Annotated in this window: 7 protein-coding genes; 1 reads left to right on the top strand and 6 read right to left on the bottom strand. The window is 77.0% G+C overall.

Going from position 1 to position 9,755, the window contains the following annotated elements:
• Nucleotides 1-122: 122 nt before the first annotated feature.
• The gene (locus tag ACFVXK_RS30825) at nucleotides 123-1,316 is read left to right on the top strand and encodes an RNA polymerase sigma factor (protein WP_389618000.1); all 1,194 of its coding nucleotides are present in this window, start codon (nucleotides 123-125) and stop codon (nucleotides 1,314-1,316) included.
• Here ACFVXK_RS30825 and ACFVXK_RS30820 read toward each other — a convergent pair.
• The 6 genes from ACFVXK_RS30820 to ACFVXK_RS30795 all read right to left on the bottom strand — a co-directional run bounded on the left by ACFVXK_RS30820 (nucleotide 1,306) and on the right by ACFVXK_RS30795 (nucleotide 9,718).
• Nucleotides 1,306-2,760 (bottom strand): condensation domain-containing protein, encoded by a 1,455-nt coding sequence (locus tag ACFVXK_RS30820; protein WP_389617993.1) that lies wholly within the window; start codon nucleotides 2,758-2,760, stop codon nucleotides 1,306-1,308. The two genes, ACFVXK_RS30825 and ACFVXK_RS30820, sit on opposite strands and share 11 nt — an antisense overlap.
• A gap of 71 nt (nucleotides 2,761-2,831) precedes the next feature.
• Nucleotides 2,832-3,323 carry an STAS domain-containing protein gene (locus ACFVXK_RS30815; protein ID WP_389617990.1) on the bottom strand — a complete coding sequence of 164 codons (492 nt, stop codon included), beginning with the start codon at nucleotides 3,321-3,323 and terminating at the stop codon, nucleotides 2,832-2,834.
• A 50-nt stretch (nucleotides 3,324-3,373) separates the two neighbouring features.
• Nucleotides 3,374-6,964, bottom strand: coding sequence for an AAA family ATPase (locus tag ACFVXK_RS30810; RefSeq protein WP_389617986.1), 3,591 nt, complete (start codon nucleotides 6,962-6,964; stop codon nucleotides 3,374-3,376).
• 83 nt (nucleotides 6,965-7,047) lie between these two features.
• A complete protein-coding gene (locus tag ACFVXK_RS30805; RefSeq protein ID WP_389617984.1) occupies nucleotides 7,048-7,656 on the bottom strand; it encodes a DJ-1/PfpI family protein in 609 nt (202 codons plus the stop codon).
• Nucleotides 7,657-7,724: 68 nt separating this feature from the next.
• Nucleotides 7,725-8,732: a hypothetical protein gene (locus ACFVXK_RS30800; protein WP_389617981.1), complete on the bottom strand. Its 1,008-nt coding sequence runs from the start codon at nucleotides 8,730-8,732 to the stop codon at nucleotides 7,725-7,727.
• A 41-nt stretch (nucleotides 8,733-8,773) separates the two neighbouring features.
• A complete protein-coding gene (locus ACFVXK_RS30795; protein ID WP_389617978.1) occupies nucleotides 8,774-9,718 on the bottom strand; it encodes a LysR family transcriptional regulator in 945 nt (314 codons plus the stop codon).
• Between the last annotated feature and the right edge of the window lie 37 nt (nucleotides 9,719-9,755).

Raw genomic sequence — 9,755 nt, 5'->3', positions numbered from 1 at the left:
GCCCTGGAGTGGACCAAGCGGTTCCTCGAGACCCATCCGGCCTCGTGGCACGTGGGCGCCGAGGTCCGCGAGATCCAGGAGATGTAGTGACCACGGCCGGGGCGGTCGAGACGGTGTTCAGGATGGAGTCGGCGAGGATCATCGCCGGCGTCACCCGGATCGTGCGGGACGTCGGCATCGCCGAGGAACTCGCGCAGGACGCCCTCGTCGCCGCCCTGGAGCAGTGGCCCGCCTCCGGGATCCCCGACCGGCCCGGTGCCTGGCTCATGGCCACCGCCCGGCACCGGGCCGTCGACCTCGTGCGCCGCAGGGAGACCTACGCCCGCAAGCTCGCCGAGGTCGGCCGGGCCCTGGAGGACGTGCCCCCGCCCGCCGAGCCCGCCGAGCCGGACGACATCGACGACGACCTGCTCCGGCTGGTGTTCACCGCCTGCCATCCGGTCCTGTCCACCGACGCCCGGATCGCGCTCACCCTGCGCCTGGTGGGCGGGCTCACCACCCAGGAGATCGCCCGCGCCTATCTGGCCCCCGAGCCCACCGTCGCCCAGCGCGTCGTCCGCGCCAAACGCACCCTGGCCAGGGCCGGGGTGCCCTTCGAGGTGCCCTACGGCGCCGACCGCGCCCAGCGCCTCGCCTCCGTCCTCGAGGTCATCTACCTGATCTTCAACGAGGGCTACGCGGCCACCGCCGGCGACGACCTCCTGCGGCCCGCCCTCTGCGAGGACGCGCTGCGCCTGGCCCGGCAGCTGGCCGCCCTGATGCCGGACGAGCCCGAGGTGTACGGGCTCGCCGCCCTGCTGGAGTTCCAGGCCTCCCGCACCGCCACCCGCACCGGCCCCGACGGCGCACCGGTCCTGCTCGCCGACCAGAACCGCGCCCGGTGGAACCGGCTCCTCATCCGGCGCGGGGCCGACGCCCTGCAGCGCGCCGGCAGCGGCCCCTACGCCCTCCAGGCCGCCATCGCCGGCTGCCACGCGGCCGCCGTCCGCTACGAGGACACCGACTGGACGGCCATCGCCACCCTCTACGGGCGCCTCGTGCTGCTGCTGCCCTCCCCGGTGGTCGAGCTCAACCGGGCCGTCGCCGTGTCCATGGCCGACGGCCCCGCGGCGGCCCTGCCGCTGGTCGACGCCCTCGCCGCGGAACCCGCCCTGCGCTCCTACCACCTGCTGCCGAGCGTACGGGGGGACCTGCTGGAGCGGCTCGGGCGCGCGGCCGAGGCCCGCGCCGAGTTCGAGAGGGCGGCCTCCCTCACCCGCAACACCCGCGAACGGGAACTGCTCCTCGGCCGGGCCGCCGCCCTCCTCAGCCCCTGACCCGCGCCGCCCGGGGGTCCGGCTCCGGGCGCCGCGGCGCCGTCAGCCCCACCGGCCTGCGGAAGCCGCCCGTGCGGGCCACGCACTGCACCGTCCGGCGCAGCGCCTCCTGGAAGTCGTCCATCGTCCGGCGCGCGGCCGGGGTGTCCACGTACAGGGAGTTCATGTGCAGCCCGTCCGCGTCCCGCTGGAACCACGAGCAGGTCCCGTTGCCCGTCGCCGACCACACGTGCGTCGTCGGCCGCCACTCCTCGTGCCGCTCGGCACCCGGGCAGCGGCGCATGTCGATGTACGAGAAGAAGTTCACCGCGTACGGCCAGGACCGCAGGGCGAACTCCTCCGGCGCCAGCAGCTCCCAGGCCCGGACGAAGGGTACGTCCAGGTGCCGCATCATCTCCCGGAACCCCTCCTGGACCCCGGCCGTCACCTGCGCGAAGTCCAGGCCGGGGGAGGCGTCGAACTCGATCGGGAGGGTGTTGACGAACCAGCCCACCGAGTTGGTCCACTTCTCCCGGCCCCGCTCGCTGACCGGCATGAACCCCCGGTACACCCCCGGCCCGCCGGCCTCGCGCAGGCACACGGCGACGGAGGCCAGCAGCCCCATGAACGGCTTCGCCCCGGTCTCCCGGCACACCTTCTCGAACACCTCGGCCTCGGCGGCGTCCAGCAGCCAGGAGGCCTCGTTGACGATCGGGTACATCCGGCCCGGCTCGACGCCCAGGTCCAGCGGGCAGCGGGGGAAGAACTCCCCGCCGCGCCCGATGAAGGACTTCCAGTAGTCCAGCCGCTCGTCGTCCGCGTCGATGGACAGGTAGCGGCGGCGCTGCTCGTCCGCGAAGTCCAGGTAGCTCGGCGCCGGCGGCAGCTCGGGCTCCTCGCCGCGCAGCAGCGCCTCGTAGGAGGTCAGCACCTGGTGGGCGACGACCGGCATCGACATGCCGTCACAGACGATGTGGTCGAACGCCAGGTAGACGGTCGCGGAGTCGGGACGGACCACCGCGCCCATCACGAACAGCGGCCAGGACAGCGTGTCGATGCTCCGCTGGAACCGCTCCGACAGGAACGCCCCCAGCCGCCCGGCCGAACCGTGCGCGGCCACCTCCTCGGCCTCCAGGGCGAGTTCGGCGGCCGGCAGGGGAGCGCAGGACACCTCCCCGGCCAGCCGCAGGAACTCGCACCGCAGCACCTCGTGCCGCTGGACGAAGCCCAGCAGGGCCCGGGCCAGCACGGCCGCGTCGAGGGCGCCGTCGATCTCGAAGGTGACGGCCACGAAGGACGCGACCCGGTCGCCGTCGGCGCGGCTCTCCTCGGCGACGGTGAAGTGCTTGTCCTGATTGAACGAAGCCTTCCGGTCCGCCGTCCCCGGTGCGGTCGTGGAGCGCAACCGCCACTCGACGAGGCGCCCCGGCGCCACCTGGTGCATCTCCAGCGGAAACTGCCGCATTCACGCCATCCCTTCGTCCCCCGAATCAGCCCCGAGCGCCTAACGACACCCGGGCCGCGGAAGTGACGCCCTCACTCCCGCTCCCGTTCCGCAGCCGGGCGGCCGTCCCGTCCGGGAGGTGCCGGGACGCGCCCCAGCCGCTCCCACAGGTCCAGCAGCAGCCGTACGGAGCGCGACCCGCAGGCCAGTTCCCAGGTGCGGCCGTCGCGGGCCCACCGGTCGAGGAGGTGCGCCAGGGCGGAGTCGCAGAAGGTGACGCGGGCCGCGTCGAGGACCAGGAGGCGGGCGCCGAGCGCCGCGCCCTCGTCGAGGAGCGCCCGCAGGGGCAGGCAGCTGTAGTGGTCGAACTCCCCGGCCAGGGTCACGGAGAGGACCCCGCCGCCCAGCCGGGACCGGACGAGGGGCGGCGGCGGCCCGCCCGGGTCCGGCGGTTCGGCGGGGGCGGGCGGGACGGCCGACGGGCCCCGGGACGGGACGCCCCGGGGGACCGGGCGCGCGGGAGCGGCCGGGACCGCGGCCAGGCAGGGCAGGTGGGCGTCTATCGAGTCTATGGGGGTGTTCACGCCCTTCCAACGGGCCCCGCCCCGGGCGGGAACCGGCGCCGGGGCGCACTTCACCCGCGTGGCCGTGGGTCCGCGGCGGGCGGCGGCGGCAGCTGGTGGGAGCGGCGCTGCTCGGGCGTGGGCGGGTGCAGGACGCGCCCCGCCGCCAGGCGCAGCAGCGGCCCGGCGCCGTCCGGGCCCACCGGCGTCCACAGCCGGACCGTGCGGTCGCGCGAGGAGGTGGCGATCCGGCTGCCGTCGGGGGCCCAGGCCACCCCGTTGACCCAGTCGGCGTGCAGTCCGACGACGGCGACGGGCGCGGCCGCCGCCGGGTCCCACAGCCGCAGCGTCCGGTCCCGGGAGACGGAGGCCAGCCGGGTGCCGTCCGGGGACCAGGCCAGGTCCTGGACCCGGTCGTCGTGCCCGGCCAGCACGGCGAGGGCCGCGGCCGGTCCCTCCGCGTCCGCGTCCCACAGCCGGACGGTGCGGTCCCGGGAGCCGGTGGCCAGCACGCGCCCGTCCGGCGACCAGTCCACCTCCCAGACCTGGTCCTCGTGCCCCTCCAGGGTGCGCAGCCGTTCGCCCGTCGCGGTGTCCCAGACGACGACCGTGCGGTCCGTCCCGCAGGTGGCCAGCCGGCGGCCGTCCGGCGACCAGGTGGAGCCCGTCACCCAGTCCCCGTGCCCGCGCAGGACCAGGACCGGCCCCCGGCCGGCGGCGTCCCGCAGGTGGACGAGGCCGTCGCGTCCGCCCGTCGCCAGCCGGGTGCCGTCCGGGGACCAGGTCACCGTCGACACCTCCGCGCCGTGGGCGCCCGGCAGTTCGGCGGACCGGGTCCCGTCGGGCAGCCAGAGCACGGCCGTGCCGTCGCGGCGGCCCACGGCGAGCCGCGAGCCGTCGGGGGACCAGGCGAGGTCCCCGCACTGCCCCGCCGCCAGGACGCGCGGCGGCCCGTACCGCGGTGCGGGCCACAGCCGTACGGTGCCGTCCTCCGACGCACTGGCCACCCGCGCCCCGTCCGGCGACCAGGCGAGCTGCCACACCGACTCGGTGTGCCCGCGCAGCACGTTCGGCGGCGCGGCGGTGTCCCAGACGGCCAGCCTCCGGTCCCGCGAGGCGGTGGCCAGCCGCCGCCCGTCGGGGGCCCAGGCGACCGCGCGTACGGAGTCCAGGTGCCCGGTGAGCCAGAGCGCCGAGCCCTCCCCGTCGGCCGGGGTCCCGTCCCGCAGGTCCCAGATCCGGACGTTGCGGTGCCGGTCGCCGGCGGCGAGCCGGGTCCCGTCCGGGGACCAGGCCAGGCAGTCGATCCGGTCCATGCTCGACAGGGAGCGCACCGCCCGACCCGTGGCCGGGTCGCGGAGCACCACCGTGCGGTCGGCGCGGGCGGAGGCCAGCAGGGCCCCGTCGGGGGACCAGGCCAGGGCCGTCACCCCGCCCTCGTGCGCGGGGCCGGCCGGCACGGGCTCCCCGCCCGCCGCCCGCCAGATCCGTACGGCGCCGTCCTCCCCGGCGGCGGCGATCCGGTCGCCGTCGGGGGACCAGGCCGCGCTCCACAGCATCCCGGCCGCCGGGGCCCGCAGCGATCCGGCCGGGGCGAAGGACGCGGTGTCCCACAGCCGAAGCTCCCCGCCCGCCCCGGCCGACGCCAGCCGGCGGCCGTCCGGGGAGAAGGCGAGGGCGCCGAGCGCCTCCCCGGCTCCGCCCCCGGGGAAGGGCTGCCGCAGGGCGGCCACCCGGCGCCAGGCGGCGGTGTCCCAGACGGTGAGCCGGGCGTCCCGGGTGGCGCAGGCCAGCAGGGCGCCGTCCGGCGACCAGGCCACCGCCCGGGGCCGTTCCCCCGGCACGTCGAGGACGACCGGCTCCGCGCGGCCCCCGTCCGGAGCCCCGTCCGGCCCCCCGTCCGGCCCCCCGTCCGGCTCCCCGTCCGGGCCGTCCGTCCGCCAGACCCGCACCCGGCCGTCCCCCGCGCAGGCGGCGAGCCGCGACCCGTCGGGGGACCAGGCCGCCCCGGTCACCTCCGCCCCGGACTCCCCGTGCGCCGCCCGCAGCAGGGACGCGTCCAGTGCGGTCCGCAGGGCCTGGAGGGCGGCCGGGGTCGGCGCCCACTCCGTGACCGCCGCGAGGGCGACCGCGACGGCCGTCTCCGGTTCGCGGCTCTCCAGCACCCGGGCCGCCACCGCGTCCGCCGTACGCGCCCGGGCCGCGCCGTCCGCCCGCGTGCTGCGCTCCACGTACTCCGCCACCAGCGCCGAGATTTCCAGCCCGGCGGGGGGCCGTGCCCGCCAGGCGCGGGCGGCCGCCAGCCGTTCCCCGGTCAGCAGGAAGGCCTCCCCGCGGCCCGCGAACTCCCACTCCTGGGCCCAGCGTTCCCACTCGCCGCGCCGCCGCAGCTCCTCGACGTGCCCGGCGACGGCCCGCCGCAGGGGCGGCCAGCGGCGCAGCAGCGCCTCGTGCGCCAGGTCGAGGACCCCCGCGTCGGAGGTCAGCAGCCGGCCCGCCACGAAGGCGTCGGCGATCTCCTGCTCGGCGGCGGTCAGTTCGGCGCGCGCGAGCCGGCTGCGGACGGGCTCCTCGCCGCGTACCGTGACCAGCCGCAGCAGGGTCCGCACCACCGGGTCCGGTCCGGGTCCGGAGTCCGCGTCCGGTCCCAGCAGTTCGGCGCGGATCCGGTCGGCCTGCCCGACGAGCGCCCCCGCGACCCCGCCGGCCTCGCGGTAGTGCGCGTACCCGATCACCGACCCGGGGCCGCCCGCCAGGCGGTACAGCTCCTGGAGGGTGTAGGCCAGCAGCGGCAGCGCGTCGCCGCCCCCGCAGTCGTCGACGATCCGCGAGACGAGCCCCGCCTCGAAGGAGACCCCGGCGGCCGCGGCCGGCCGGGCCACGACCTCGTGCAGCGCCTCCCGCTCCAGGGCCCCGATCACCACCGGATCCCGCACCAGGAAGGCGAGTTCCTCCTCCAGGAACCCGGTCAGGAAGTCCGAGCGCAGCGTGCCCACCAGCCAGAGCCGCGGCCGGCCGGCCAGCTCCCGGCGCACCGCGGCGGCGAACGCGGCCCGCTCGCGCGGCCCCGACAGGGTCAGCAGCTCCTCCAGCTGGTCCACCACCAGCACCTGCGGCCGGCCGTCCGCCACGGCCCCGTCCAGGGCCCGCCGCAGCGCGCCCACCGGGTCGGTGCCGGGGGTGATCGCCGGATACGCGGTCCAGCGCGAGCGCCGCCCGGTCAGCGCGGGCAGCAGCCCGGCCCGGACCAGCGAGGACTTGCCGGAGCCGGAGGGCCCGACCACGGTCACGAACCGGTTCGCCCGGGCCGGGGCCGCCGGGTGCAGCCGGGCCACGAGCGCGGCGGTCTCCGGCTCCCGCCCGAAGAAGACGGCCGCGTCCTCCTCCCCGAAGGCCTCCAGGCCCGGGTACGGCGGCTGCCCCGCCGTCCACGCCACGGGGGCCGCCACCGGACGACGCTCCAGCCACCGCAGCCACAGCTGGCCGCCGACCAGGGCGAGGAGCCCGATGCCGACCAGGGGTATGGACCACTGGCGCAGCAGCCGCAGGGGGAACGGCACCTCGCCCTCCACGTTGGTGGCGTAGTTCGTCGCGATCCCGAGCAGGGCGCCCACCAGCATGAGCAGGACGTCGAGGACGAGGGCGAGCGGTCGTCGTTGCATGGGGCCAGAACCTAGCCGCGCGGCCCCCGGGTGGCCAACGAGCCGACCGGCGGGAGGCGTTGTCGGCGCCGCAGGCCGGCCGCTCAGCGCAGGGCGGAGTCCCGCACGCCGATGGCGGCCATCGTGCGCTCGACGGTCTCGCGCTGCTCGCCGACCGGTGCCACGTAGGCGACGGCGGCGCGCGCGGCCTCCTCGCCCAGGGTCCGGGTGATGGCCCAGGCGCCCAGGTACAGCGAGGACATGCACCCGCCCGCCGTGGCGACGTTCCCCTCGACGTGGAAGGGCTCGTCCAGCACGGTGACGCCCATCCGCTCGACGAACGGGCGCGTCGTCAGGTCCGAACAGGCGGGCCGGCCGGCGAGCAGCCCGAGCCGGGCGAGGACCAGCGCGCCGGAGCACTGCGAGCCGATCAGCTGGCGCGAGGGGTCGAGCGGCAGCATCGACAGCAGCCGGTCGTCCGCGATCACGTCACGGGTCTTGATGCCGCTGCCGATCAGGACGACCTCGGCCTCCCGCACGAACTCCATCGGGCGCTGGCCCGTCACCTCGACGCCGTTCATCGACGTGACCACGGGGGTCGGCGTGGTGATGAAGGCCTCCAGGCCGTCGGGCCGGCAACGGTTGACCAGCGCCGAGGCGATGAAGCTGTCGAGCTCGTTGAATCCGTCGAACGTGACCACCGCTACCCGCATCACCACTCCTTGGGGACTGTTCCGCCGGACCTCCATGATCCCGGGCCGCCGAGCGGTCCGTCATGCGATCACGCGCGTCCGGTGGCCTGTTTGCGTCCTTCCGCCCCCCGGTCCGCCACCGGCACCAGCTGGCCGGTGGCGGCGAGCGCGAGCCGGGAGAACAGGGTGCCGGAGAAGCCGAACAGGAGCGCGATGGCCAGGGCGATGGGCCGGGCGGGGGAGCCCCAGGAATTGTCCAGAAACACCCGCCCCAGGAGGTTCAGCTCGGGGTCGGCGAGCATCCGGACCAGCAACAGCCCGGCGGGTGCCGCCAGCGCCCCGCCGACGGGCGCCAGGACGAGGACGCCCCAGGAGGCCGGACGCTGCGCGCGCATGACCCCGACGAGCGGGGACAGGAACCCGCCCAGGCCGCCGAGGAGGAGCGAGAGCCGGTGGTCGAGGACCAGGCCGTTCAGCAGCACCGCCCCGAGGCCGATGAGGGCCAGCCACAGGGCGATGCGCTGGAGTTCGTACTCGCGCTCGAAGGCGCCGTCCTCGCGTTCGGAGAGCCGCTCGGTGACGGCGATCAGCGCGGCCCGTCCGGCCGCCGGGTCACCGGTGGGCGCGGCGAGTTCCCGCGCGAGGGGCTCGTCGGCCGGGTCCCGGCCGTCCTCCAGGCGCAGCCGCAGCGCCCGGGCGCGCAGGGCGGTCTCCTCGGGGTCCTCCAGGCGCAGGAGCTGTGCCTCGGCCTCGTGCAGCACCCGCCAGGCGGAGGCCAGTTTGGACAGCGGGATGGCGACGACCCAGCGCCGGGGCAGCAGCCGCCAGGCCACCTGCCCGTTGCGTTCGAGCCGGTCCAGCCGGTCGGTGACCGCCTTCAGCACGGCCGCCCTGGCGGCGGGGTCCGCCCCGTCCGGGGCCGTCCGGGCCGCGCAGACCCCGGCCCGGACCCGGCAGCCGTGCAGACGGGCCTGGAGCAGCCGGTAGCGCGGGGCCGCGATCAGCCCCCGGCTGGTGATGTAGACGACCACGAGGTAGCAGGCGCAGACCAGCCACAGCGCCCAACGCCCCTCGCCGGCCACGTACGCGACGAACATCCCGGCCCCCTCCGCGACTGCCCCCGGCCGCTCCCATGCTCCTACGCGAGGGGGTCCGCCGTCCCCGGTTCCGCCGGCCCGGGTCCCGCCGTGCGCCCTCCGGCGTCCCCGCTCACCGAGGTGCGCAGCGCCCGTGCCAGGGCCGTCGCGTACGGGTGCGGGGAGCGCCGGGGGACGGCCACGCCGAGGTGGCGGGCCGGACGGGGCGGGGCGAGGGGGACCACCGCCGTACCGGGCGGCGGGGCCAGGGCGATGTGCGGGACGAGCGCCACGCCCACCCCGGCGCCGACCAGGGTCTGGGAGAAGAAGTAGTCGGTGGTGGACGCGGCGATCCGCAGCTCGAACCCGGCCCGGTCCGCGTAGCGGCGCAGGAAGGCCTCCGTCTTCATGCAGCCCAGCACCCAGCGGTCGGCCGCCAGTTCGGCCGGCTCCAGGGCCTCCCGCCCCGCGAGCCGGTGCCCGGCGGGCAGGACGGCGTGGAGCGGGTCCTCCAGCAGCGGCAGCCAGGACAGCCCGGTGCCGGAGGGCAGCGGGCCGTCGAAGTGGTAGGCCAGTGCCAGGTCCGCCGCACCGGCCCGCACCATCGGCAGCGAGGCCTCCGGCTCGGCCTCCAGCACCGTCAGCTCCACCTCCGGATGGGCGCGGACGAAGGCGGACAGGGCCCCCGGCAGCAGGTGGCGGCCGCCGCTGGTGAAGGTGGCGACCGTCAGCCGGGGCCGGTCGGCGGCCAGCCGGTCGATGCGGGCGCGGACCCGGTCCAGTTCGGCGGTGACGGTCTCGGCCGTCTCCACCAGGAGCCGGCCGGCCTCGGTCAGGGTGACCCCGCGGGTGCTGCGCTCGGCCACCGGGTGGCCGAGGCCGCGCTCCAGCGCGGCGATGTGCTGGGAGACCGCCGAGGGGGTCAGCCGCAGGGCCGCGGCGGCCCGGTTGAAGCTGCCGTGGTCCGCCACGGCCCGCAGGACGCGCAGCCGGTGCACATCGATCAAAGGTGTTCCTCGGGCCGGTCGGGGGCGGGCGGCTCTG

The sequence above is a fragment of the Streptomyces sp. NPDC058157 genome (genome assembly GCF_042884105.1).
In the GTDB taxonomy this organism is placed as follows: domain Bacteria; phylum Actinomycetota; class Actinomycetes; order Streptomycetales; family Streptomycetaceae; genus Streptomyces.
The sequence above is the reverse complement of the archived record's forward strand: the minus strand, read 5'-3'. Positions and strand labels throughout refer to the sequence as shown.